17 protein-coding genes and 1 pseudogene are annotated in these 22853 nt (G+C 66.0%); 14 read left to right on the top strand and 4 right to left on the bottom strand.

The features are described from left to right. The first annotated feature begins 2 nt into the window (after nucleotides 1–2). The 8 genes from PVZ80_RS33665 to PVZ80_RS33630 all read left to right on the top strand — a co-directional run bounded on the left by PVZ80_RS33665 (nucleotide 3) and on the right by PVZ80_RS33630 (nucleotide 11607). The gene (locus tag PVZ80_RS33665) at nucleotides 3–1190 is read left to right on the top strand and encodes an acyl-CoA dehydrogenase family protein (RefSeq protein WP_273865124.1); all 1188 of its coding nucleotides are present in this window, start codon (nucleotides 3–5) and stop codon (nucleotides 1188–1190) included. Continuing rightward, nucleotides 1187–2146 (top strand): D-isomer specific 2-hydroxyacid dehydrogenase family protein, encoded by a 960-nt coding sequence (locus PVZ80_RS33660; RefSeq protein ID WP_273865123.1) that lies wholly within the window; start codon nucleotides 1187–1189, stop codon nucleotides 2144–2146. The genes PVZ80_RS33665 and PVZ80_RS33660 overlap by 4 nt, the downstream gene beginning before the upstream one ends. Nucleotides 2147–2571: 425 nt before the next feature. After that, complete coding sequence (locus PVZ80_RS33655) at nucleotides 2572–4719, top strand: TonB-dependent receptor (RefSeq protein ID WP_273865122.1); 2148 nt, start codon at nucleotides 2572–2574, stop codon at nucleotides 4717–4719. A 34-nt stretch (nucleotides 4720–4753) separates the two neighbouring features. Then, on the top strand, nucleotides 4754–6328 hold the full coding sequence (locus PVZ80_RS33650; RefSeq protein ID WP_273865121.1) for a flavin monoamine oxidase family protein: 1575 nt from the start codon (nucleotides 4754–4756) through the stop codon (nucleotides 6326–6328). A 40-nt stretch (nucleotides 6329–6368) separates the two neighbouring features. Next, the gene (locus tag PVZ80_RS33645) at nucleotides 6369–6872 is read left to right on the top strand and encodes a RidA family protein (RefSeq protein ID WP_023965312.1); all 504 of its coding nucleotides are present in this window, start codon (nucleotides 6369–6371) and stop codon (nucleotides 6870–6872) included. A gap of 34 nt (nucleotides 6873–6906) precedes the next feature. Then, nucleotides 6907–9399: a TonB-dependent receptor plug domain-containing protein gene (locus tag PVZ80_RS33640; protein ID WP_273865120.1), complete on the top strand. Its 2493-nt coding sequence runs from the start codon at nucleotides 6907–6909 to the stop codon at nucleotides 9397–9399. A 100-nt stretch (nucleotides 9400–9499) separates the two neighbouring features. Then, complete coding sequence (locus tag PVZ80_RS33635) at nucleotides 9500–10213, top strand: SGNH/GDSL hydrolase family protein (protein WP_273865119.1); 714 nt, start codon at nucleotides 9500–9502, stop codon at nucleotides 10211–10213. Nucleotides 10214–10389: 176 nt separating this feature from the next. Then, the gene (locus PVZ80_RS33630; RefSeq protein WP_273865118.1) at nucleotides 10390–11607 is read left to right on the top strand and encodes an MFS transporter; all 1218 of its coding nucleotides are present in this window, start codon (nucleotides 10390–10392) and stop codon (nucleotides 11605–11607) included. Nucleotides 11608–11660: 53 nt separating this feature from the next. Here the strand turns inward: PVZ80_RS33630 and PVZ80_RS33625 are convergent, their stop codons facing one another. Together PVZ80_RS33625 and PVZ80_RS33620 are read right to left on the bottom strand one after the other, a co-directional pair. Continuing rightward, entirely contained in the window at nucleotides 11661–12968 is a 1308-nt protein-coding gene (locus PVZ80_RS33625; protein WP_052443021.1) for an MFS transporter, read from the bottom strand. 45 nt (nucleotides 12969–13013) lie between these two features. Next, nucleotides 13014–13787, bottom strand: coding sequence for an SDR family NAD(P)-dependent oxidoreductase (locus PVZ80_RS33620; RefSeq protein ID WP_016705227.1), 774 nt, complete (start codon nucleotides 13785–13787; stop codon nucleotides 13014–13016). Nucleotides 13788–13937: 150 nt separating this feature from the next. On the opposite strand from PVZ80_RS33620, the gene PVZ80_RS33615 reads away from it, so the two are divergent. Together PVZ80_RS33615 and PVZ80_RS33610 are read left to right on the top strand one after the other, a co-directional pair. Beyond that, nucleotides 13938–14831, top strand: coding sequence for a LysR family transcriptional regulator (locus PVZ80_RS33615; RefSeq protein WP_124340208.1), 894 nt, complete (start codon nucleotides 13938–13940; stop codon nucleotides 14829–14831). A gap of 110 nt (nucleotides 14832–14941) precedes the next feature. After that, nucleotides 14942–15883, top strand: coding sequence for an AraC family transcriptional regulator (locus tag PVZ80_RS33610; RefSeq protein ID WP_041983722.1), 942 nt, complete (start codon nucleotides 14942–14944; stop codon nucleotides 15881–15883). A 32-nt stretch (nucleotides 15884–15915) separates the two neighbouring features. Here the strand turns inward: PVZ80_RS33610 and PVZ80_RS33605 are convergent, their stop codons facing one another. After that, complete coding sequence (locus PVZ80_RS33605; protein ID WP_016705224.1) at nucleotides 15916–16665, bottom strand: SDR family NAD(P)-dependent oxidoreductase; 750 nt, start codon at nucleotides 16663–16665, stop codon at nucleotides 15916–15918. A gap of 375 nt (nucleotides 16666–17040) precedes the next feature. On the opposite strand from PVZ80_RS33605, the gene PVZ80_RS33600 reads away from it, so the two are divergent. Both PVZ80_RS33600 and PVZ80_RS33595 read left to right on the top strand, forming a co-directional pair. Continuing rightward, nucleotides 17041–17454, top strand: coding sequence for a CBS domain-containing protein (locus PVZ80_RS33600; RefSeq protein WP_009049104.1), 414 nt, complete (start codon nucleotides 17041–17043; stop codon nucleotides 17452–17454). A gap of 184 nt (nucleotides 17455–17638) precedes the next feature. Then, nucleotides 17639–18094: pseudogene (locus tag PVZ80_RS33595) on the top strand (erythromycin esterase family protein); the annotation flags it as partial. Nucleotides 18095–18185: 91 nt separating this feature from the next. Here PVZ80_RS33595 and PVZ80_RS33590 read toward each other — a convergent pair. Then, nucleotides 18186–19052, bottom strand: a complete 867-nt coding sequence (locus tag PVZ80_RS33590) for a phytanoyl-CoA dioxygenase family protein (RefSeq protein ID WP_273865117.1) — start codon at nucleotides 19050–19052, stop codon at nucleotides 18186–18188. A 78-nt stretch (nucleotides 19053–19130) separates the two neighbouring features. Between PVZ80_RS33590 and PVZ80_RS33585 the strand changes: the two genes are divergently transcribed. Beyond that, on the top strand, nucleotides 19131–20150 hold the full coding sequence (locus PVZ80_RS33585; protein WP_009049107.1) for a helix-turn-helix domain-containing protein: 1020 nt from the start codon (nucleotides 19131–19133) through the stop codon (nucleotides 20148–20150). A gap of 178 nt (nucleotides 20151–20328) precedes the next feature. After that, nucleotides 20329–22743, top strand: coding sequence for a DUF3772 domain-containing protein (locus tag PVZ80_RS33580; protein WP_257373599.1), 2415 nt, complete (start codon nucleotides 20329–20331; stop codon nucleotides 22741–22743). Nucleotides 22744–22853: the final 110 nt, after the last annotated feature.

The raw sequence follows: 22853 nt of genomic DNA, 5'->3' as shown, positions 1-22853 counted from the left end.
CCATGAGTCTTTCTTCTCCCCTGCCGCCCGTGCTGCACCCGGTCGAGGTCGCCGACTTCGACGCCTTGCTGCAACGCATCGGCCAGCAACTGGGCGTCACGGCCCACCTGTATGACGAGAGCGGCGCCTTTCCCCGGGACAACTTCGCCCTGCTGCACCAGCATGGCCTGCTGGCCCTGACGGTGCCCAAGCACCTGGGCGGTGGCGGCGCCAGCCTGGCCCAGGCGCGCAAGGTCATCAGCGCGGTGGCCAAGGGCGAACCCTCCACCGCGCTGATCCTGGTCATGCAGTACCTGCAGCACTCGCGCCTGCAAGACAGCCAGAGCTGGCCCGAAGCCCTGCGCCTGCGGGTGGCCGGCGACGCGGTGCGCGACGGTGCGCTGATCAACGCCCTGCGGGTCGAGCCCGACCTCGGCACCCCGGCCCGCGGCGGCCTGCCGGCGACCATCGCCCGGCGTACCGCCGCCGGCTGGCGCATCAGCGGGCGCAAGATCTACTCCACCGGCAGCCATGGCCTGAGCTGGTTCAGCGTCTGGGCCCGCAGCACCGACGAAGACCCGCTGGTCGGCGCCTGGCTGGTGCACAAGGACACTCCTGGCATCAGCATCGTCGAGGACTGGGACCACCTGGGCATGCGCGCCACCTGCAGCCACGAAGTGCTGTTCGACAACGTGCTGGTGCCGCTGGACCACGCCGTCAGCGTCAGCCCCTGGAGCGCGCCGCGGCCGGAACTGGATGGCGAGGGTTTCCTGTGGATGGCGGTGCTCTTGTCGGCGGTCTACGACGGTATCGCCCAGGCCGCGCGGGACTGGCTGGTGGACTGGCTGGAGACGCGCAAGCCGTCCAACCTCGGCGCCGCCCTGGCGACCCTGCCGCGCTTCCAGGAAACCGTCGGCCATATCGACACCCTGCTGTTCGCCAACCGCAGCCTGCTGGATGCCGCCGCCGAGGGCCATACGCCGGCGAGCAACGCCGCGCAACTGAAATACCTGGTGACCGGCAATGCGATTCGCGCGGTCGAGCTGGCCATCGAGGCTTCCGGCAACCCCGGCCTGTCGCGCCACAGCCCGCTGCAACGGCATTACCGCGATGTGCTGTGCGGTCGTGTCCACACCCCGCAAAACGACGCCGTGCTGCAAGGCGTCGGCAAAGCGGTATTCGCCCAGCGTCAGAACAAGGACAAGTCATGACCCCACTCGTTATCGCCAGCCAACTGGATGCCGGTTTCAACGCGGTGATCCGCCAGCGCCTTGAGCAGACCCACCCCGAGGCCAGGGTGCTCGACGTGCCCGCCGGGGTGCCCAGCGACCTGCCGGCCGAGGTCAGCATCCTGCTGGCGCGGCCGATCAATGTCCGTGGTTACCTGGCGCCGGACACCCCGCCTCCGGGCTGGCCCTATGCGCTGCGCTGGATCCAGGTGGTGTCGTCGGGCATCGACTTCTACCCCCGGTGGCTGTTCAACGGCCCGCCGGTCAGCACCTTGCGTGGCAACGCGGCGGAGAACATCGCCGAGTTCGCCCTGGCCGCGATCTTCGCCGCGGCCAAGCACCTGCCCGAAATCTGGGTGCATGACGCGCAGTGGCATTTCACCGCGCTGACCCCGCTCAAGGGCAGCACCCTGGGGATTCTCGGCTTTGGCGCGATCGGCCGCAGCCTGGCGGGCAAGGCCCGGGCCCTGGGCCTGAATGTGCTCGCCCTGCGCCAGAGCCAGGCGCCGTTCGAGGTCGAGGGCGTAGAGGCGGCGCGGGACATCCATGAGCTGTTCGCCCGCAGCGACCATCTGGTGCTGGCCGCGCCCTTGACCGAGGCGACCCGGCATATCGTCAATCGCCAGGTGCTGGCCAGCGCCAAGCCCGGCCTGCACCTGATCAATATCGCCCGCGGTGGCCTGCTGGAGGATGCGGCGCTGCTCGAGGCGCTGGACAGCGGGCGCATCGGCCTGGCCTCGCTGGATGTCACCGACCCCGAACCCCTGCCCGACGGCCACCCGCTGTATCGCCACCCGCGGGTGCGGCTGTCACCCCATACCTCGGCGATCTCCACCAACAGCGGGCATGACATCGCCGATGGCTTCCTGGCCAATCTCGAGCGTTTTCTTGCCGGGCAGCCGTTGGAGACCCCGGCGAACCTTGAGCGCGGTTATTAAGTAGCGCCAGACACGCCACCGCTATCGCGGGCAAGCCTCGCTCCTACAGGTTATGTGTGATCTGTAGGAGCGAGCGGGCGGCGATCCGACTTGCCCGCGATTTGGTTTCCGGATTCCCAAAAAAAACATCAGGAATACGCATTTATCCAACGCATTAAATTACATATTTTTATAATTAACTTATAACTATTCAGACTTTTACACCGCGTATTTATACAAATACTGTTACATCCAGCACCGACCACCCGACCAGGTGGAGGCCCATGGAATTGCGTTTTCCGGCCGACACCACTCCACGGTCAATTGCGCCACCCGAACCTGAAAAACCGGCCCAAGCCCCCCCGCCGCCATGGCTTTCCCAGCATGGCCCCGGCGCAGCCTTGCCCGAAAAAAAACAACGCCAACCTACACACCTGGGGTTCACCATGCAGCACTTCACCGCACACCGCCTGACGCTGGCCGTATCGCTCAGCGCGGGCGTCTCGCTGAACCTGGCCGGGTTGTCGGCCCACGCCGCAGAGGGCGCCGACAAGGCCGCCCTGCCAGTGGTCACCGTCACCGCCGAGCACCATGCCGAGGACCTGCAAAAGGCCCCGCTGGCGATCTCCGCGTTCGATGAGAAAGCCCTGGAAGACAAGCAGATCAAGAGCATCCGCGACCTCTCCGGGCAGGTGCCGAACCTCAGCCTCAGCCGCCAGTCGATCTCCTACAGCGCGCAGACCTACGGCATCCGTGGCATCGGCGAGACCGATCCGATCCAGGAAGCGGCCGTGGCGGTCTACGCCGACGACCTGTACATCCCACGGGCGATTTCCTCGATGCTCGATTTCAACGACGTCGAGCGCGTCGAGGTGCTGCGCGGCCCCCAGGGCACCCTGTACGGACGCAACAGCAGCGCCGGGGCGATCCGCGTGATCACCCGCGACCCGACCCAGGAAACCCGCGGTTTCCTCGAACTCGGCGCCGGCAACTACAACGCCCGGAACGGCCGCCTGTTGATCAGCGGGCCGCTGGTGGACAACGCCCTGTTCGGCAGCTTTTCGGCGATCCGCCTGAGCCGCGACGGCACCGTCTCCAACCCCACCCGCGGCAAGGACGTGAACAACGTCGATATCCAGTCGTACCGCGGCAAGCTGCGCTACAAGCCGGACGATTCGCCCTGGGATGTGCAACTGACCCTGGCCGGCACCTTCGACCGCGGCGACACCACCAGCTACACACCCTTCGATGCCAACGGCCGCTTCGACAAGTTCAAGAGCTACAGCAGCCTCGATCCGAAAAACCGCCTCGACCAGGGCAGCTCGGTGCTGCGGGCGATCTACGCGATCGACGAGCACCTGAACCTCAAGTCGGTGACCGCCTACTCGGCCTTCCACCAGCCGGTGGACTACGACAACTCGGGCCAGGCGGCGCTGATCCAGAACAACCTGATCCTCTACAAGCAGGACTACGCCACCCAGGAATTCCAGCTCAACGGCGACTACGACGACTTCAGCTTCAGCACCGGCCTGTACCTGTACCGCGAGCAGTTCGACGCCGAGCGCGACAACCTCACCTACTCGGTGGCGCGCAACCGGGTGATCGGCCAGGGCCAGTACAGCACCACCCACACCGAGAGCTACGCGCTCTATGGCCAGGGCAGCTACAGGATCACCCCGCAGCTGTCGCTGATCGCCGGGCTGCGCTTTACCCGCGAGCACAAGAATTTCGAGTACGACAATTACGCGATTACCACCAACCGGCAAATCACCGGTACCAACTTCAGCGCCGATTCGAGCAAGTCCTGGCAGTCCACCAGCCCGAAACTCGGCTTCGAATACGCCTGGACCCCGCACCTGAACCAGTACGCCTACGTGGCCAAGGGCTTCAAGGCCGGTGGCTACGACAACCGCGCGCCGACCCGCGCCGCCGCCGAGCAGGCGTTTTCCCCGGAAGACGTGACCACCTGGGAAACCGGCTTCAAGGGCGACTTCTTCGACCGTCGCCTGCGGGCCAACCTGGCGCTGTTCTACAACGACTACAAGGACCTGCAGACCAATGCCTACGACCCGGCGCTGGGCGTCAGCCTGCGCACCAACGTCGGCCAGGCCCACACCTACGGGGTCGAGCTGGAAACCCTCAGTGCCCTGACCAACGACTTGCAGCTGACCTTCAACCTCGGCTACCTGCAAAGCCAGTACGACGACTTCGAGAACGCCAGCGGCGCCGGGGTCGATGCCAACGGCAAGCAACTGGTGTTCTCGCCGCGCTGGAACACCAGCGTCGGCCTCAATTACACCCTTCCCGCCGGCCTGCCCGGCACCTGGCTGGCCGGCACCGATGCGCAGTTCCAGACCAGGTCCTACGCCAACGCGCTGAACGACGACATCCAGGAAATCCCCCAACAGACCTTCTGGAACGCCAACACCCGCTACATCTCCGGCGACGGCCACTGGACCACCACCCTGGCGGTGAAAAACCTGCTCGATCGCGCCTACCCGCAGTCGGTCGGCTACGTGCCGTCCAGTGGTGCTCGCTACTACGCCGTCAACGACCCGCGAACCCTCTTGCTGTCCGTGCGCTACGACCTCTGACCCCCTCATCGGCAAACACGCCAAGGAGTACTTTATGGCTTTTACCCGCAGGCAACTGATTTCCCGTATCGCCGCCGTCGGTGGTTATTCCGCCGCCGTCGGCGCCCTCGATGCTCTGGGACTCACGCCCAAGGCCATGGCGGCGGCTTTCGACCCGCTGCAACTGGGCAGCAGCGGCAAAGGCAAGCATGTGGTGGTGGTCGGCGCCGGTATTTCCGGGCTGGTCAGCGGCTATGAACTGCGCAAGGCCGGTTTCAGCGTGACCATTCTCGAGGCCCGCGAGCGGGTCGGCGGACGCAACTGGACCCTGCGCCGCGGCAGCAAGGTGGAGTTCGACGACGGCGTCAGCCAGACCGTGGACTTCGATGAGGGCCAATTCTTCAACGCCGGCCCGGCGCGCATTCCCAGCCATCACCAGACCCTCCTCGGCTACTGCCGCGAGCTGGGGGTCGAGCTGCAAGTGCTGGTCAACAGCAGCCGCAATGCCCTGGCCTTGCCGGACGCCCGGCAGCCGGCGTTCCAGTTGCGCCAGGCGGTCAACGACAGCCGTGGCCAACTGTCCGAACTGCTGGCACGCAGCGTCAGCCGCAAGGCCCTGGACCAGGACCTCAGCGCCGACGACCGCCAGGCGCTGCTGAACTTCCTCAAGGTCTATGGCGACCTCAACGCCGACTTCAAATACCAGGGCTCGGTGCGCTCGGGCTACACCCGCCTGCCCGGCGCCGGCGACCAGACCGGCATCACCCGCGCGCCGCTGCAGTTGCAGACCCTGCTCAATCCCAAGCTGTGGGGCGCACTGGTGTTCGATGAAATCCCCGAGTTTTCCTCGACCATGTTCCAGCCGGTGGGCGGCATGGACCGCATCCCCCTGGCGTTCTACGACAAGCTCAAGGACGCGGTGCGCTTTCACGCCGAGGTCAGCGACATCCAGACCTCCGAGCAAGGCAGCCGCATCACCTACAAAGACCGCCAGACCGGCAAGAGCCAGACCCTGAGCGCCGACTACGCCATCGTCACCGTGCCCCTGCCGCTGCTGGCCAAGCTGCCGAACAACTTCAGCACGCCGTTCAAGCAGGCGATCCTCAGCGCCCAGAGCGACCAGGCGAACAAGGTGGCCTGGCAGTCGCCGCGCTTCTGGGAAACCGACTTCAACATCTTCGGCGGGCTGTCCTACCTGGACCACGAGGTCAAAGGCCTGTGGTACCCCAGCGACCGGCTGAACAGCGCCCAGGGCATCCTCGTCGCCGCCTACAACACCAGCGAAGCGGCCCAGGCCTTCAGCCGCAAATCCCTGGCCGAGCAGTTCGCCTCCTCGCGCCAGGCCGTCGAACTGCTGCACCCCGGGCACAGCGCCAAGCTGCAAAAACCGGTGGCCATCAACTGGTCCAAGGTGCCCTTCAGCAAAGGCCCGTGGATCGTCAACGACGAGGTCGGCGAGCAGGCCTACCACATCCTCAACCAGCCCCAGGGCCGCACCTACCTGGCCAGCGATGCCCTGGCCCATGGCGGCGTCGGCATCTGGCAGAACAGCGCCGCCGATTCGGCGCGGCGCATCGTCAGCCTGATCGGCCGCCATGCCGAACGCCAGCAACCGGGCGTGGCCGCCTGATTTCCCCAGCGCTTTTTTCCCAAGACAGAAGGACCGACCGATGAAAACCACCACGCTGCTCGCAGGACTGCTCATGACCGCCACCGCCTTCACCAGCCTCAGCCACGCCGATGAGATCAAGCGCATCGCCCTGCCCAACTCCAACTTCCCGATTTCCCTGGCGGTGGCGGTGCCGGCGCAGACCGAGCTGCTGTTCGTCAGCGGCCTGCTCGCCGACCTGCACGACCCGCAAGCGCCGAAGGATTCCTTTGCCGCCTACGGCGACACCGCGACCCAGACCACCTCGATCCTCAACAAGCTCAAGGGCGTGCTGCGCAGCCAGGGCCTCGACCTGGGGGACGTAATCCAGCTGCGGGTGTTCCTGGTGGGCGACCCGGCCAAGGGCGGCAAGCTGGATTTCGCCGGGTTGCAGCAAGGCTATACGCCGTTCTTCGGCAGCGCCGAGCAGCCGCACAAGCCGGCGCGCACCGCGGTGCAGGTGGTCGCCCTGCCACTGCCGGGCGGCCTGGTGGAAATCGAAGCCGTCGCCGCGCGCAAGAAGTGACCCAGACCTAGCCGATATTCAGGAGCCCCCTCTCATGCTCAAGCGCTCAACTGCCCGACGTACTGCAACGGTCTATCGCCCGTTGTTGCTGCCGCTGTCGATTGCCTGCGGCCTGGCTTCATCCAACCTGGGGGCCGCCGAAAGCGCCTCGCCGACCCTCGACACGGTGGTGGTCACGGGCAACCGTGGCGCCACCGAACGCACCGTGACCACCAGCCCGACGCCGATCGACGTGGTCACCGGCGAACAACTGCGGGCGGTGGGCAAACCCAGCCTGCTGGAGGCGCTGAGCAAGTTCATTCCGTCCTTCAACCTGCCCGACCGCGCCGGCTGGGACGCCAGCGGCGTGGTGCGCTCGGCCACCCTGCGCGGGCTTACCGCCTCCCATGTGCTGGTGCTGGTCAACGGCAAGCGCCGGCACACCAGCGCCACCTTGAACATCAACGGCATCAACAGCGGCGCGGCGCCCAGCGACCTCGACCTGATCCCGGTGGCGTCCATCGACCATATCGAGGTGCTGCGCGACGGCGCGGCGGCGCAGTACGGCTCGGACGCGATATCCGGGGTGATCAATATCATCCTCAAGCAGACCACCGGCGGCAGTTCCGACACCACCCTCGGCCAGGGCTACGACGGCAAGCGCGGCACCGCCCAGGAGGCGCTCAACTACGGCTTCCAGGTCGGCGAGGCAGGGGTCCTGAATGTCTCCCTCGACACCCGTTACCAGGAGCGCGACAACAAGGCCGGCAGCAACGGCTACAGCAGCCATTACTACCCGCTGGCCGACGGCTCGCCCGACCCGCGCGAGGCCGGCGCCAGCCACCACACCTACAAGGGCTACGGCCTGCCCCGCAGCCAGCTGGCCGATGTCGGCTACAACCTCGACCTGCCGCTGAACGACGCCGTGACCCTGTATTCGTTCTCCACCCTGGCGACCCGGGAGAACAACGACGGCCAGAACTTCCGCCTGCCCAACGGCCGCAACACCATCACCACCGGCCCCAATGGTTATCCCAACGGCTACAGCCCGTACTGGCTGATCAACGAAACCGACTTCCAGTCGGCGATCGGCGCCAAGGGCGGGGACTTCGGCGGCTGGGCCTGGGACCTGAGCAGCACCTACGGGCGCAACTACGCCAAGCAGCGCACCTACGACAACCAGAACCCGTCGCTGGGGGAAAACACCCCGAACAAGTTCACCTCCGGCATCTATATCGCCGACCAGCTGACCAGCAACCTGGACCTGAAGCGCAGCTACGAGATCGGCCTGGCCAAGCCGCTGGACGTGGCCTTCGGCTTCGAGCACCGGCGCGAAAGCTACGAGACCCGCGCCGGCTCCGAAGCCTCCTATATTGATGGCGGCTATGTGTTTCCCGCCGGCCACCCGCGCGCCGGGCAACGCCCCGATCCGGGCGCCCAGGTGACCAATGGCATCAGCCCCGAGGATGAGCAGAAGATCAGCCGCAACAGCGTCGCCAGCTACATCGACCTGGGTTTCTACCCCGTGGAGCATTGGTATGTCGGCGTCGCCGCGCGCTACGAGCACTACAACGAAGGCGTGGGCGCCACCCGCAGCGGCAAGCTCAGCACCCGCTATGAGTTCAACCCGGTGTTTGCGCTGCGCGGCACCATCAGCAACGGCTTTCGCGCGCCGTCCCTGGCCAACCAGATCTTCACCGCCCGTTCGACCGGCTTCGACACCATCAATGGCGTCTACCAGTCCTACAACTACGTGATCCTGCCGGTGGACTCGGCCGGCGCCCAGGCGCTGGGCGCGCAGTCCCTGAAGCCGGAGCGCTCGACCAACTTCAGCCTGGGGTTTGCCCTGACCCCCAGCGACGACCTGAGCCTGACCGTGGACGGCTACGTGATCAACCTGCGCGACCGCCTGGTGCTCAGCGAACGCTTCCAGGGCCCCGGCGTCGCCGCCCTGCTCGACAGCATCGGCGTGCCCGCCACCGCCGGCGCGCAGTACTTCACCAACGGCGCCAATACCCGCACTTCCGGGGTCGATGTGGTGGGCAATTACCGGCAGGACCTGGCCCGCTACGGCGCGGTGAAATGGACCGCGGCGCTGAACTACAACCACACGCAAATCCTCAGCGTCAGCGACACCCCCGCGCAACTGAGCGCCCTGGGCAGCAACTTCCAGCTGCTGGGACGGCAGTCGCGGGCGCTGCTCACCAAGACCTCGCCCAGCAGCAAGATGATCTTCTCCGCCGATTGGGCGATCCGCGACTTCGACGTCAACCTGCGGCTGACCCGCTACGGCACTTACACCGAGGTCAACAGCTCGAGCAACCCGGACCTGGACCGCGAGTACTCGGCCAAGTGGATCACCGACCTGGACGTGGCCTATGCCTTCGACAAGCAACTGACGGTGGCGGTCGGCGCGCAGAACCTGTTCGACAAGTACCCCGACCCTATCGGGGTGAGCAACTCGTCGTTCGGCGACAACTGGGGCAGCTATTCGCCCTTCGGCTTCACCGGCGGTTACTACTACACTCGGGTGCAATATGCCTTCTGAGGTGCCCCGCGGCAGAGGTAATGCCGCCGGCGCCGGGCTTCGACGCGACGCCGGGTTCCTGCCCCAGGCGTCGCTCTTTTGATTGCGAGCTTAGCTGCCCATGACTGATGTGTTCGCCAAGGTGGCCCTGGGGCCGCTGTTACTCGCCCAGGGCCTTTACACCCGCTGGGTCACCCCCAGATTGCCCGAGGCCGAAGGCCCGCGCCAAGGCGGGCACGCCGACGCCAACGGACCGACCCTGCGCCTGTTGATCCTCGGCGACTCCGCGGCGGCGGGTGTCGGCGCCGGCACCCAGGACGAGGCGATCGCCGGCCGGCTGGTGGCTGGACTGGCCAGCGACTTCCAGTTGTCATGGCAACTGCGGGCACAGTCCGGGCTGGATTCGCAGCAATTGTTCCAGCTGTTGGACGGTGGCCCGGTGGAGCCCTTCGATGTGGCGCTGGTGTCCATCGGCGTCAACGACGTCACCAGTACCATCGCCGCAGCCGAATGGCAGGCGTGGATCTCGCGCTTGATCGAGCTCTTGAGCGAGCGCTTCGAGGCCAGGCACATCGTTTTCCTGCCCGTGCCGCCCATGCACCTGTTCCCCGCCCTGCCCCAGCCGCTGCGCTGGTACCTGGGCCTCAGGGCCCGGCGCTTCAACAGCCTGCTGGCCGAGCTGCTGGACGGCCAGGAGCACTGCACATTGCTGGCGACCCGCTTCCAGCCGGCCGCCAACCTGATGGCCGGCGACGGCTTCCACCCCTCCCCGGTGCTCTACCGGATCCTCGCGGATGAAGCGGCGCAGGTGATTCGCCAGCGTTGCGGTCGTTAAGCCACTCCCTGTCCTCACACCAGCCCCAGCCCTGGACGCCGGCCAATAAACCCCGGGGTTTCGCGCATGGTGCCGGCCAGCCTGCTCGATATCATTGGTTGGCCGGTTCGCAGCTACCTGTCAGCCCTGAACCGGCGCCCTGACGCTCCCTCGATACCCAACGGACCCGATACGTTATGCCCGCACCCACGCTTGCCGGTGGACGGCGTTCGAGCTGCTTTTTGTTTTGCCTGGCGCTGTCCTTGATGGTGCCCCTGATGAACAGCAGTGCTCCGACCCCGCTCTACCCCTTCTACAAAGAGCAGTTCGACCTGAGCGCGCTGGACCTGACGCTGATTTTCGGCGCCTATGGCATCGGTGTGCTGATCGCCCTGGTGGCCATGGCGCGGATCGCCGGCAACGTCAGCGACCTGCGTCGCCTGTTCGTCCCCGCCAGCCTGCTGGTGCTGGTCGGTGCCGCGGCTTTTGCCCACGGCACGTCCCTGGGCCCACTGTGCGCGGCGCGATTGCTGGCCGGCCTCGGCTCGGGGGTGATGACCGCGGCGGTGAATGTGGCGCTGGTGCGTTTCAACCCGGGGCACAACGACAAGTTGCCGGCCCTGGTGGCGACCCTGGCGATGGTCTCGGGCCTAGCCCTGGGGCCGCTGGTCAGCGGCGCGGCGTTGCAGCTGGAGCTGCGTCCCCTGGCATCGCCCTTCTGGCTGATCGCCGCGCTCGGCCTGGCGTCGGCGGTCGCGACCCTGATCCTCTGGCCATCCCGGGCGGCCAGCGATGCGGCGGCGCCCAATCAGGAGAACACTCGCCCGGCCAGCCTCAGGCAAGCCTTGCGTGGCATCGGCCTGCCCTTTCACCTCTGCGCCTGGAGTGTGTTCTTCAGCTGGTCGTTCGCCGCCTGTGTGTTCGTGATCGGCCCGCAGGTGGCGCAGCAGGTGTTTGGCCTGGAGGACCGCGGGGTCTTTGGTTATGTGATCTGCGCCTACCTGCTGATCGCCGGCCTGAGCCAGCTCTACTGCCAGCGCCTGGACGCCCGCCAGGCGCTGCTCAGCGGTTGGCTGTGCCAATGCCTGACGCTGCTGATCCTGCTCCTGGCCTGCTACAGCCAGGCCCTGTACCTCGCCCTGCCGGGGCTGGCGATCGGCGGTTATGCCTATGGCGCGCTGTTCGTCGGCAATGCCCGCCTGGTCAACCAGCTGGCGCCCCGGCACAGCCACGGCAAATTGATTGCCTACTTCTACGCCACCGTCTACCTGTTCAACGCCACCCCCGTGCCTTTGGGGCTGCTGGTGGATGCCTACGGCATCGTCACTGCCAGCAACGTCGCGCTGGGGCTGTTCCTGGTCGTTGGCCTGGGCTTGTTCGCCTTGGCTCGCCGCACGCGTTTTGCGGCTCGCTGAGTCGTCCCGGACGCGCTGGCCGGCAGCGGCCCGCGCCCGCATACCGCGAGCCTTCAACGCCTGACCTTCACTACCGCCATCAGCAGCGCCGAAGACAGCACACCGAGGGTCATGAACACATAGGCCGCCCCGGGATTGCCGGTGAGACCGATCAGGTAGCCGACGATCCACGAACCGATGAAGGCGCCCAGCGCGCCGCAGGCGTTGATCAGGCCAATCGCCCCGCCGAACACATTGGCCGGAAGCACTTCCGGGATCAGCGCGAAAAACGGTCCATAGGGCGCGTAGAGCGCGGCGCCGGCGACGGTCAGCAAGGCGAACGACAGCCAGAAGTGCGAAGGCCCCAGCAAGTACGAGCAGAAGAACGCCAGCGCGCCCAACCCCAGCAGCGGCCAGACCAGCGATTGGCGCCGCCCGGAGCGGTCCGATACCCAGGACACCACGAGCATGGCGGCGACGGCAGCCACATAAGGCACCGCGCTCAGCCAGCCGACCGTGACGATATCCGTGGCAGCCGCCTGCTTGATGATGGTCGGCAGCCACATGATGAAACCGTAGACGCCGATGCTCCATAAGGCATGCACGGCACAGAGCTGGATCACCACCGGGCTGGTGAAGGCCTGGCGATAGTTGCGCACCGCCTTGAGGCCCTGCTGTTCCTCGGCAAGGGTGGCGGCCAAGCGGTTTTTTTCCTGCCGGCTCAGCCAGTCGACCTGCTCGGGCTTGTCCCGTGCCAGGCGCCACCAGACAAACGCCCACAGCACCGCCGGCGCGCCTTCGATGACAAACATCTCGCGCCAGCCCCAGGCATGAATCAGGTAGCCCGAGACCACCGACATCCACAGCACCGTGATCGGATTGCCCAGCACCAGGAAGGTATTGGCCCGCGAGCGCTCCTGGCGGGTGAACCAGTTGCTGATGAAGATCAGCATCGCCGGCATCACCGCAGCCTCGACTATGCCCAGCGACACCCTGATCACCATCAGCATCGGGATATTGGTCACCAGGCCGGTGGCCATCGCACACAAGCCCCACAGGATCAGGCTGCAGAACACCAGTTTGCGCACGCTGTAGCGTTGCGCGTAGATGGCGCCGGGCACCTGGAAGAAAAAGTAGCCAAGGAAGAACAAGGCGCCGATCAGTGATGAGGTGCTCTTGCTGATGCCCAGGTCCTGCTCGATGCCCGCCGCGCTGGCGAAGCCATAGTTGGCCCGGTCCAGATACGCCAGGCTGTAGGTGACGAAGATCAGCGGGATCAGGTACAGCCAGCGCTTGGGCGCGAAGGCCGTGGCGGTCGTTGACGGATGTCGCGCCGGGTCGCGGGTATGCGGCGGCAGTGCCGGTTCTTCGAGAGGGCTCATGGGTGTCTCCTGTTTGTTGTTGTTTTTCAGGTCCGGGTACTGGGTTCAAACGACGCTGGTCAGTCCTCCGTCGACAAAGATTGTCTGGCCATTGATGAAGTCCGAGGCCGCCGAGGCCAGGAACACTGCGCTGCCGCACAGCTCCTCGACCCGCCCCCAGCGCCCCGCCGGCGTGCGTTTGCACAGCCATTGGGAAAACGCCTGATCGTCGATCAGCGCCCGGTTCATCTCGGTCGCGAAATAGCCCGGGGCCAGGCCGTTGGCCTGGATGCCATGGCGCGCCCATTCGGCGCACATGCCTTGGGTAAGCATCTTCACCGCGCCCTTGGACGCCGCGTAGGGGGCGATGCTCGGCCGGGCCAGCTGGCTCTGCACCGAGCAGATGTTGATGATCTTGCCGCGGCGCCGGCCGATCATGTGCCGCGCCACGGCCTGGGACACATGGAACACCCCGTCCAGGTTGACCCGCATCAGGGCATGCCAGTCGTCGGCGGCGAAATCCTCCAGCGGTGCGCGGCGCTGGATGCCGGCGTTGTTCACCAGGATGTCGATAGCGCCGACCCGCGTCTCGAAGGTGTCGATGGCCTCGAACAGCCCGGCGCGATCGGTGACGTCGAACACCGCGATCTCCGCGCTGATGCCCTCGTCGCGCAACTGCCGGGCAACGGCCTGTGCCTTATCCCTATTACGATCGTTGATCACCACCTTGGCGCCGGCGGCGCCCAGGCCCCGAGCCAGTTCCAGGCCAATGCCCTTGCCTGAACCGGTGATCAGGGCCCTTCTCCCATCCAGCTGGAAACTACCGGGATTGAATGACATGCTTTCCTCCGCGAGACGGCCGCTGTTTTTGGAATGGGCCTTGCGGGCACTTCAGCGCAGCTGGCGGGCACTGTCCAATCGTCATTGCTGATCTGGTAATCAATCTTCGTGATTACCATCTCGAAGCGTTTTCAACCCTGGAGTCGGTCGATGGAAATCAAACACCTGCGCTCGTTCGTAACCCTGGCCCAGGAACTGCATTTCGGCCGCGCGGCGCAACGGCTGGCTATCGTCCAGCCGGCCTTGAGCATGCAGATCAAGCTACTGGAGGAGGAATTGGGCGTGCGCCTGTTCGAGCGCAACCACCACGCCGTGGCGCTGACCGAGGTCGGAGCGATCTTCCTGCCCGAGGCCCGCGCGACCCTGCACCAGGCGGCCCATGCGATGGACGTGGCCAGGGCTTCGGGACGTGGGGAGATCGGCCGGGTGCGCCTGGGCTTCGTGTCTTCGGTACTGCCGGAGTTCCTGCCGGCGCTGATCCGCGCCCTGCATGAGCGTTTCCCACGCATCGAGCTGGAACTCAAGGACATGCCGGGGCCGGACCAGGCCGCGGCGCTGAAAAACGGCCAGCTGGATTTCGGCCTGATGCGCCTGCCGGCGATCATTCCCGGCATCCAGACCCGGGAGGTGCTGCGGGAGAGTTTCATGGTTGCGCTCCCCGACGATCATCCGTTGGCCTGGAGCGCAACCCTGCAACCGGCGGCGCTGGCGCGACTGCCGGTGTTGATCCTGGCCAGGCGCTACGCCCCGGGCTTTCACGATCAACTGATGCAAGAGCTGAACCGCCAGGGCGCGCAACTGGAAGTCGCCGCGGAACTGGGCGAGTTCACCACCATGCTCGCCCTGGTGTCCGCCGGGCTCGGCATTGGCTTGCTGCCCGCCCACGCCGGGCGCGCGTTACCCGCCAACGTGGTCGCCCGCCCCCTGGAACTCGGGGACTACCAGGCGACCACCGGCCTGGCCTGGGTGGAACTGGATAATGCCCTGAAGAGCACCGTGTTCGGGGTGATCAGCGACGTGTTCCTTGAGGCCCACGGGCAATGACGATCAGCGACAACCCAGGACCGAGGATTTCCTCCTGGCAGCCCCATTCCAGGACTATCGGCATGCTAAAGTCGGTTTGATTTTGCCAATCGTCCAAAAAGGTGCCCCCCATGGATCCCCTTTCCGGTGTCCTTTCGCTGTTGAGAATCCGTAACTACCATTCGGCGGCCTTGAAGCTGGGCGGTGACTGGGCCTTCGACTTTCCCAGCCGGGCCGGCATCAAGTTCACGGCCGTGGTCAAGGGCAGTTGCTGGGTGAAGGTCAGTGGCGAGCCGACGCCGCAACGCCTCCAGCAAGGCGACTGCTTCCTGATGACTCGCGGTGTGCCCTTTACCTTGTCCAGCGACCTGGGGCTGCCGGCCATGGATTCCGAAGGGCTGTTTCAAACCCCGGCCCCGGACGAAATCACCCTCGATTACGGCGGCGACGATGTGCAACTGGTCGGCGGGCGCTTCGATTTCAGCGGCGTCCCCACCCAGTTCCTGCTCAGCGCCCTGCCCTCGCTGGTGCATGTGCAGGGCAACTCGCCCCAGGCGTCGATCCTGCGCTGGGCGCTGGAACGCTTTACTGCCGAGCTGCAACAACAGCGCCCCGGCCGCTCGCTGATGAACGAGCACCTGGCGCACATCATGCTGGTCGAGGTGCTGCGGGCTCACCTGGCGGCCCTGGAACCTAGCAGCCTGGCCAGCGAGGGCATGGGCTGGTTCTTCGGCCTGGCGGACCGCAACCTCAGCGTCGCCCTGAGCGCCCTGCACGCCAACCCGGCGCGACGCTGGACAGTCGAGGAACTGGCGCGGCTGGCGGCCATGTCGCGCTCGGCCTTTGCCCTGCGCTTCAAGCAGATAGTCGGCGCCGCGCCAATGGAATACCTGACCCACTGGCGCATGCTGCTGGCCGGCGATCGCCTGAGAAACTCCGGCGACTCGGTGGCGTCCATCGCCTTTTCCCTGGGCTATGAATCGGAGAGCGCCTTCAGCACCGCCTTCAAACGGGTCATGTCGCACTCGCCACGCCAGTACCAGCGCGAGCAGGCGGCCGCCGTCGAGGCTTAGGTCGAGGCCGCCTTCAAGGCCGCTTTCAAGGTTTAGTGCAGACCGCCACCGATCACCAGGATCTCGCCGGTGATCCACCCGGCGTCGCTGGACGCGAGGAACGCCACCGCGGGGGCGATGTCCTCGGGTTTGCCGATACGTCCCAGGGGCGTGATGGCTTCGATCTTCTGCCGGAAGGCGTCTTCGAAGAAGCCGCTGGCATGCACGCCCTCAGTGACCACCAACCCCGGGTTGACCGAGTTGACGCGGATGTTCTTCGGCCCCAGTTCGTTGGCCAGGGTCCGGGTGATGGCGTCCACCGCGCCTTTGGAGGCGGTGTAGACCGTCGAGTTGGCCGGGGTGAACGAGGTGACGCTGGAGCTGATATTGACGATGCTGCCGCCCTCGGGGTTGAACACGCCGACCGCTTCGCGGGTGCACTGGATCAGGCCCAGGACATTGAGGTTGAACTGGCGGTGGAACTCCTGTTCTTCGATCTCGGCCAGGGCCGCGGTGGAGTAGACGCCGGCGTTGTTCACCAGGATATCGAGATGGCCATGCTCATGGACGATGGCCTTGAACAGCGCCTTCACTTCCAGGGCATTGCCAACATCCGCCTGGACGGCATGGGCGCGACCGCCCGCCTGCAGGATCTCTTCGACCACCCGATCGGCCTCCTCGCGACCGCGGCTGTAGTTGACGATCACCGTGGCGCCGTCCTTGGCCAGCTGCTTGGCAATGGCCGCGCCGATGCCCTTGGACGAGCCGGTGACCAGGGCGATTTTCTTGTGCAGTCTTTTCATTTCGTAGGCTTCTCTTCCAGGTTCAGAAACGCTGACCAGGCCTTGAACAATCGGCCTCTGATCAACGAACCCAGCTTATGAGCCACGCCCCGGACGGGTAATAGCTGGTCCTCCAAAATAGCTTCGCCATCGTCCAGAGGTGTGGCGACCCTTTGCCCCAGCGCTTCTTCGATGGCCCGCTCATAAGCGGCTAGCCACTCGTCGTGCGCCGTCGAACAAATTTCAACTTTTTAAAAAAATCGACACTCCCAATTAATGCTTGCTGCCATTGCGAGCGACATTCGAGCGACAGCATTGCCGGACCCAGCGCGCAAGGGCGTCTGCCCTTGCCTTTCATGCCTGGCCGCAAGGCCCGGCCCTTCGAGGAGAACCCTGATGAAGATCTCTGAAGTCATGACCCGTAACGTACAGACCGCACGTCCCGAGCAGACGCTGCGGGAAGTCGCCAACATGATGGCCAGCATCGACAGCGGCGCCATCCTGGTGAACAACGAGGACCGGCTGGTCGGCATGATCACCGACCGTGACATCGTCATTCGTGCCGTGGCCAAGGGCCAAAGCTGCGATATGCCGATCAGCAGCGTGATGAGCAGCGACATCCGCTATTGCTTCGACGACCAGGAGGTCGACGAAGTGGCCCGCAACATGGCCGATATCCAGCTGCGGCGCCTGCCGGTGGTCAATCGGCAGAAACGCCTGGTGGGCGTGGTGTCCCTGGGCAATATCGTCAAGGCCCACGATCGCGATGCCAACAGCACCGTGCTCCAGGGCGTGGCCAAGGCCCATTGATATCCTGGCCCCAGACGGCTGTGGCCGAGCGGCCGCGGCCGGTATTTACCCGGTGGGCTGGCAGCCGTCGGCCCCGGGTTTTCCCGCGCATTCGTCCTCTGCGCGGTACAGACCGGAAAAATCCGCGTTCAAACCTCTTATGGCCTGGATGAGCCTGTGCCAGCCTGATCGTGCACACCGTCGTGGCAGCCAGGCATTCAGCCGCTTTCCGAGCTGGATGTGGCGCAACGTCGAGGTGTGCGACTTCACCCGTTGGCTGCACCGCTACAACCGGACCCTGCCCGCGGACCAGCGCATCGAGTTTCGCGGGCTCGATGTCTATAGCTTGCGCAATTCCATCGGCGAAGTACTGGCCTACCTCGATAGCACCGACCCGCAGCTGGCGCGTGAAGCGCGCCGGCGTTATGGCTGCCTGACGCCCTGGCAGGACGACCCGACCCTGTATGGGCATTCCGTCGAGCGCGGCCATGAGGCTTTCTGCGAGGAACACCCCGAGCCAGCGGATCCTCGCGACGAGGAGGAGCAGCGCCATGACCTCGATGACGACACGCCAGACCCTGCGAAAGGCAACGAGCAGGAAGCCGAGGACATCGCCAGGAAAATCGCCGAGATAGAAAGGAAGGTCGCGGACCGCAACTGAGCTCGTCAGCAGCGGCGAGGTCCACTGATCGTGGAGGGGGGCGCCGCGCCCGCCATCAGTGCCGCCCCCTCGCCGCCCGCCTGGTTTGTGCTCAGCGCTCCTGGGGCTCTTCGAGCATGCGCTTGGGGTGCATGCCATTGACCATGCCCATGAACGGCGCGTGGATCGAGTACCCCAGCATGCGCTGGATATGTTCACTGCACTGCCGGGCGACGTGGCGCGGGGTCGACAGGATGAAGTTCTCCTGCTGGCGCGCCCAGGGTTCGCAGTACTGCGCCGTCAGCGCCAGGCGTGGCGCGTCGGTGGTGTTGGCGCCGCCACCATGCCAGAGGGTGCCGAGGAACAACACCACCGAGCCCTTGGGCATGACCACCGGCAGCACGGCGGCCTGTTCGGCGGCGGTGGGCAGGCGCCCGTCCCAGAGATGGCTGCCGGGAATCACCACGGTGGCGCCGTTGTCGCCGGTGAAGTCGTCGAGGGCCATGATCGTCGCCGCGCCATAGGGCGGCCGTGGGCGCGCCATGGGGTAAAAGGCATCGTCGTAATGCAGGTGCTGGGCACACTCGCCCGGCAGGATATTGATCGCCTGCAGCTGCGACAGCAGGTAGTTGGGCGCGAGGAGCCGGTCCAGCAGGCCGAGGATCAGCGGATGCTCCACCAGCGCATCGCAGCCCCGGGTTTTCGCAATCACCGCATACAGTCGCTGGGTACGCGCGCCCTCGAACGAGTTGCGCCCGGTATGGGAAAAACGGCCGAGCAGGTCCTCGCGCATGCGGCTAACCTGCTGGTCATCGAACAGCCGTTCGAGCACCACGAAACCGTCGCGCTGCAGCTGGCCCATCAGTTCATCGAGCTGCGCGGCGGGCACGGCGGGCTGGGTACCGGCGGTCGATCGATAGGTCCTGGCGCATCCGCTGCTCATGTAGTCGTGCCGCTCGGGCAAGGTTGTGGTTGTCATCGATTGGCTCCTGGGAGTGAGTCGCATCAATCTGCAGGACGCCGGAGTGGCCGCCAATGACGCTTTGTCTCAACTGACATGACCCGCCCCTACCCGCACTGGATCGTCGCCCCGACCATTCCCGCGCGTTTTGTGCGCGAGATGCTGGGGCAGCTGCACCTCGATGCCAGCGCACGCGCGGCGCTGCTGGAGCGCTGCGACTTGCCGATAGAAGCCCTGCGCGACGGCTATCGTGTCGCGCCACTCAACTACCGCGCCTTGAGCCGCCTGAGCGTTGGCCTCGGCGCCGACGAAGCCTTCGGTTTTTTCACCCGCCCGGTGCCCCTGGGCAGCTTCGAGCAATTGCTGCGCCTGCTGGTGCACCTGCCGACCCTGGCCGATGCCTTCGACGAAGCCGCGCGCTTCTACAAACTGTTCGATGGTTCCGCGCCCTGGCGCCTGGAAACCGAAGGCAAGATCGCCCGCCTGCGGCTGACGCCCCGGCCCGGGGCCCAGACCGATTCGGTGCTGTGGCCGCATATGCTGCTGTTGTCGCTCTGGCATACCGGGAGCTGGCTCGCCGGCGAAACCCTGCCGCTGCGGCGGATCGTCCTGCCCCGACAGCTCACCGGCTTCACCGCGCAAACCCGTTTTCTGTTCGGGCGCCAACCCGCCTTTGGCGCAGGCGCATGGCTGGAGCTGCCCGCCGTGAACCTGCAAGCACCGCTGATGCGCCGGCCGGCGGAAGTTGCGCGCTTTGCTCGCCAACTGCTGCCGGCGGTGATCGCCCCCGGCCCGCTGGCCACTTTCGAAGCCCACCTGCGTGCCTTGCTGTGCGCCGCCGAACCCTTTGCCGGGCTGTCGGAAATCCAGGCGGCCAAGGCCCTGGGCATTTCCCGCCAGACCCTGGCCCGCCGCCTGGCCGCCCTGGGCGTGACCTTCCTCGGCGTGCGCGACGAATTGCGCCGCGACCTGGCCTGCACCCTGCTCGCCCGCGGCTCGGTGAGTGTCGCCGAGCTGGCGGAACGCCTCGGCTACTCGGAACCCAGCGCCTTCCAGCGCGCGTTCAAACAATGGACCGGACTGCCGCCGGGGGCTTATCGCGGGGGTCGGCGCTGAGCAAGCAGCTCCTCTCAGTGTATTTTTTCACCGCCACCCCGTTCTCCAACGCCACGTAAACCGGCATGCTGCGCCACCCTGATCGCCAGGGCAGCAGGCCGCCCACCGGGGAATTTATGCCGGGATGGCGCGGTCTATGCTCGTCAGGGCTGGTGAACAGCAAAAGAGGACATGACAGATGCGGCGAGTGAGACAGAACCGCTGGGGGATGGGGCTGTTGGCCCTGTTGCTGTGTATTGCGCTGCCGGCCTTCGCGGCCCCGGCGCCCGGGCCGCAGAGTGTCGCCCGCAACCAGCTGCCGTTGCTGGCCGAGGGCGCAGATCTCGAGCAGCTCAACGACCGGCTCGAACTGATCCGCCAGAGCGTGTCGGCGAGCGGCAACGACGACCTGCTGTCGGACCTGCGCCAGGCCGCGCTGCAGGTGCAGAAGCAGGCCGACAGCCTGATCGCCCTGCGCGCCACCGACATCGAGCGCCTGGACGACCAGCTCAAGGTCCTGGGCCCACCGCTGCCCGACGAAGCGCCCAGCCTGACCAGCCAGCGCCAGGTGCTGAGCGCGCAGAAAGACACCCTGCTCGACGAAGAACGCCAGGCCAACCTGCTCAGCCAGTCCGGCCGCGACCTTGCCGCGCAGATCATCAACCTGCGGCGCAGCCTGTTCAATTCGCAGATCAGCACCCGCTCGGCGAGCCCGCTCAGCCCGGCCTTCTGGTCCACGCTGATCCGCCCGACCGAGGATGACCTCGGGCGCCTGAACCGTCTTTCCGACGACGTCTGGACCGCGTTCGAGACGGCGCTGGCCCCCGGCAATCGCGGGCTGTTCATCACCACGCTGATCATCGCGGCGCTGATCTGGGTGGTCGGCCGGCGCCTGCTGGAACGCCTGGCGATCTGGTCGATGATCCGCTGGCTGCCCGAAGGCCGCCTGCGTCGCAGCGCCCTGGCGCTGACGGTCGGGCTGGCGACCATCGTCACCATCAACGCCGCCGCCTCGCTGTTGCGCTGGGGCCTGGTCAACAGCGCGACGCTGAGCGCCGATGTGCTCAACCTGATCGGCCAGTGGCTGACCCTGCTGATTTTCTGCTCCTTTATCGTCGGCCTCGGCCGGGCCATGTTGATGCTGTCGCGCCCGTCCTGGCGCCTGCCGCCGATTCCCGACCAGATCGCCACAGCCCTGGGGCCGTTCCCGCTGATCCTGGCGCTGGCCCTGCTGCTCACCGCCGGCGAGGAACGGATCAACAGCGTGATCGCCAGCAGCCTGGCCCTGACCGTGGCGGTCAACGGCCTGACGGCGCTGGTTACCGCGCTGATCTTTTTCTTCGCCCTGCTGCGCCATCGCCGCACCCGCCGGCGCTTCGAGCTGGAGCGCCCCGACGGCATCGCCGGGCTGCTGCCCTTCGTGGTGGCGGTGTGGGTGGCGGTGATCCTGCTGTCGCTGCTCAGCGGCTACCTGAGCCTGGCGTACTTCCTCACCGTCAAGCTGCTGTGGATCAGCGTGGTGACCACCAGCGCCTACCTGCTGATCGCCTGCTTTGGCGACCTCTGCGAAACCCTGCTGTCGCCCAAGCAGCCCGGCGGCCTGGCGCTGGCGGCGGCCCTGGGCCTGTCGCCGCGCCACCAGGCCCAGGCCACCACCGTGTTGGCCGGCATCGGCCGGACCCTGCTGCTGTTCACCGCGGCGCTGCTGGCCTTCATGCCGTCCGGGTCGAGCCCGGGGGAACTGCTGGAGGGCTTTACCCAGCTGGATGTCAGCGGCAAGTCCCTGGGCAACCTCAACATCGTGCCCCAGGACCTGCTGCTGGCGGCGGCGTTCCTGGTCGGCGGCATGTTCGCCGTGCGGGTGCTCAAGCGCTGGCTGAGCGAGCGGCTGCTGCCGGAAACCAACATGGACGCCGGCATGCGCGCCTCGCTGGTGACCCTGGTCGGCTACATCGGTTTTGTCCTGCTGGCGATCGTGGTGATGTCGACCCTGCGGATCAACCTGACCAACCTGACCTGGGTGGTCAGCGCCCTGTCGGTGGGTATCGGTTTCGGCCTGCAGGCCATCGTGCAGAACTTTATTTCCGGGCTGATCCTGCTCACCGAGCGGCCGGTCAAGGTCGGCGACTGGGTCAGCCTGGCCGGGGTCGAGGGCGATATCCGGCGGATCAACGTGCGCGCCACCGAGATCCAGATGTCCGACCGCTCCACGGTGATCGTGCCGAACTCACAGTTCATCTCGCAGAACGTGCGCAACGTGACCATGGACAACGCCCTGGGCGTGGTCGGCATCACCCTGACCCTGCCCCTGGAAACCGATGTGCTGCAGGTGCGCGAACTGTTGCTGCAGGCCTATGCCGAACATGAGGCGATCCTCAAGGCGCCGGCGACCTCGGTGTCGTTCAAGGACCTGACCAGCAACGGCCTGATCATCAGCGTCAGCGGCTACGTCGGTAGCCCGCGCTCGGTGTCCGGCGCCCGCAGCGACCTGCTGTTCACCATCCTCGGGCGCTTGCGCGAAGTGGGCATCGCCCTGTCGTCGCCACAGAACCTGATGCTGATCAGCGACAGCCAGGACAAGGCGACGGGCGAACCACCGGCCGCGAACCCTTGAGTCCTGGGCTATCGTGACTGGATTCTGGCGACTTTTTTCAACCCGAACGACCGCTGTCATCGAGGATTCTGACGACAGCCCTGTTTCACTCCAGGCACGATAAGGAACAT

Source organism: Pseudomonas sp. B3G-3, from assembly GCF_028640915.1.
GTDB classification, from domain to species: domain Bacteria; phylum Pseudomonadota; class Gammaproteobacteria; order Pseudomonadales; family Pseudomonadaceae; genus Aquipseudomonas; species Aquipseudomonas chlororaphis_I.
The sequence above is the reverse complement of the archived record's forward strand: the minus strand, read 5'-3'. Positions and strand labels throughout refer to the sequence as shown.

Coding starts and splice junctions, on each gene's coding strand:
- PVZ80_RS33665 (WP_273865124.1), top strand. CDS start 3: ATGAGTCTTTCTTCTCCCCTGCCGCCCGTGCTGCACCCGGTCGAGGTC.
- PVZ80_RS33660 (WP_273865123.1), top strand. CDS start 1,187: ATGACCCCACTCGTTATCGCCAGCCAACTGGATGCCGGTTTCAACGCG.
- PVZ80_RS33655 (WP_273865122.1), top strand. CDS start 2,572: ATGCAGCACTTCACCGCACACCGCCTGACGCTGGCCGTATCGCTCAGC.
- PVZ80_RS33650 (WP_273865121.1), top strand. CDS start 4,754: ATGGCTTTTACCCGCAGGCAACTGATTTCCCGTATCGCCGCCGTCGGT.
- PVZ80_RS33645 (WP_023965312.1), top strand. CDS start 6,369: ATGAAAACCACCACGCTGCTCGCAGGACTGCTCATGACCGCCACCGCC.
- PVZ80_RS33640 (WP_273865120.1), top strand. CDS start 6,907: ATGCTCAAGCGCTCAACTGCCCGACGTACTGCAACGGTCTATCGCCCG.
- PVZ80_RS33635 (WP_273865119.1), top strand. CDS start 9,500: ATGACTGATGTGTTCGCCAAGGTGGCCCTGGGGCCGCTGTTACTCGCC.
- PVZ80_RS33630 (WP_273865118.1), top strand. CDS start 10,390: ATGCCCGCACCCACGCTTGCCGGTGGACGGCGTTCGAGCTGCTTTTTG.
- PVZ80_RS33625 (WP_052443021.1), bottom strand. CDS start 12,968: ATGAGCCCTCTCGAAGAACCGGCACTGCCGCCGCATACCCGCGACCCG.
- PVZ80_RS33620 (WP_016705227.1), bottom strand. CDS start 13,787: ATGTCATTCAATCCCGGTAGTTTCCAGCTGGATGGGAGAAGGGCCCTG.
- PVZ80_RS33615 (WP_124340208.1), top strand. CDS start 13,938: ATGGAAATCAAACACCTGCGCTCGTTCGTAACCCTGGCCCAGGAACTG.
- PVZ80_RS33610 (WP_041983722.1), top strand. CDS start 14,942: ATGGATCCCCTTTCCGGTGTCCTTTCGCTGTTGAGAATCCGTAACTAC.
- PVZ80_RS33605 (WP_016705224.1), bottom strand. CDS start 16,665: ATGAAAAGACTGCACAAGAAAATCGCCCTGGTCACCGGCTCGTCCAAG.
- PVZ80_RS33600 (WP_009049104.1), top strand. CDS start 17,041: ATGAAGATCTCTGAAGTCATGACCCGTAACGTACAGACCGCACGTCCC.
- PVZ80_RS33590 (WP_273865117.1), bottom strand. CDS start 19,052: ATGACAACCACAACCTTGCCCGAGCGGCACGACTACATGAGCAGCGGA.
- PVZ80_RS33585 (WP_009049107.1), top strand. CDS start 19,131: ATGACCCGCCCCTACCCGCACTGGATCGTCGCCCCGACCATTCCCGCG.
- PVZ80_RS33580 (WP_257373599.1), top strand. CDS start 20,329: ATGCGGCGAGTGAGACAGAACCGCTGGGGGATGGGGCTGTTGGCCCTG.